At 41.9% G+C, this 1494-nt stretch carries 1 protein-coding gene; it reads left to right on the top strand.

The genetic code is table 11. The annotated features are described in order from the left end of the window. Window positions 1-42: 42 nt before the first annotated feature. Window positions 43-1494: PAS domain-containing hybrid sensor histidine kinase/response regulator (locus A3729_RS27990; protein WP_304439777.1), on the top strand; the 1452-nt coding region annotated here is incomplete at its 3' end.

Raw genomic sequence — 1494 nt, 5'->3', positions numbered from 1 at the left:
ATCTTTGGAAAGTCTATTGCCACAGCTTGGTGGAATTATGATATGGAGCAACTTGAAGCTACGCTCCAGGGGGTATTAGGGCTTGCCGATATTTCAGGAATCCTGCTGATAGATTCAGAATCGAAACAGATTTTCGTCGATGGAAATAGCCCCAAAGAGAACGTAGATAAAGACAGCTGGGCAAATAAGTTCTATCAAGAATTCGAGGTGAGCTACGATGGACGTAAAATGGGTACACTTTACTTGTTTTCAAGCAGAGACATAGTAATAGACCAAGTTAAACACAATTTTCTATTCATTTTGGTGAACGCTGTTATTAAGTCAATTGTGCTATGGATACTCTTTCTGTGGGCGTTTAACAAGTTTCTAGTTAAAGCACTTGATAAGTTTCTGATTAAGATGGAAACAACTGACTTTGACAACATACATGACGATAGGCCAACTCTATCTGCTGAACTCTCACACCCCGGGCTTGATAGCCGTGAATTACGGCGCTTAGATAATGTATTCACATCACTTAAAAAGCGTCTTGATAAATCGAAAAACAACTTGCTTTCGCTTAACTCAAATCTTGAAGACATTGTCAGCAAACGTACGAGCATGCTTAAGCGACAGAGTAGTCTACTAGAAGCAATGAGCAGCCAGGCACGAATAGGCGCATGGGAATATGACATTCAAAGTAAAGTGCTAACCTGGTCGTCAAAAACGAGAGAGATATTTGAGGTAGACGATAGCTTCACTCCCACGCCCGACTCTATCAAGCAATTCTATCCCGAACAAAGCATGGGGAAACTTGAAGCACTCCAACTCGAAGCCATCAGATCCGGCACGCCTTGGGCTGAACAGTTAAAAGTAAAAACACATAAAGGCCATCATATTTGGATCACTAGTACCGGTGAAGCAGAGTTTGAAGATGGAGTCTGCCTTCGTTTGTATGGTTCAGTGCAGGACATTGATGCCGAGGTAGGGGCTCATCAAGACCTTGTAGATGCAAAACAAAAAGCCGTGGCTGCAGACGTTGCTAAAAGCGAGTTTTTAGCCAGCATGAGCCACGAGATCAGAACTCCCATGAACGGCATTATGGGTATGCTCCACTTGCTACTAGGTAGCGATCTAAGCGAACAGCAGCGAGATCAGGCTGAACTATCTCTTTCTAGCGCAGAATCCTTACTGTCACTACTAAACGAAATATTAGATATTTCGAAAATAGAAGCTGGCAAGCTAAAACTCGAATATATCGATTTTGACCTTTCTGAGCTTCTTCGTCACCAAGAAAGCTTATGGAAAGGGACTGTTGAAAAGAAAGGCGTCAAGCTTGAACTCCAGTGCACAGACATTTCTCATCAGTATTTAAAAGGTGACCCGAATAGAATTAAGCAAATCGTTTCGAATCTAGTCAGCAATGCAGAAAAGTTTACCGAACAAGGCATTATCAAAATGACCGCTTCGACCTTAGAAGTTGGCGATAAAATAAAAGTGAGTATTAGTATTACT

The sequence above is a fragment of the Oleiphilus sp. HI0043 genome, assembly GCF_001634935.1.
Note: the sequence above shows the minus strand (reverse complement) of the source record. Positions and strands in the feature narration are given on the sequence as shown.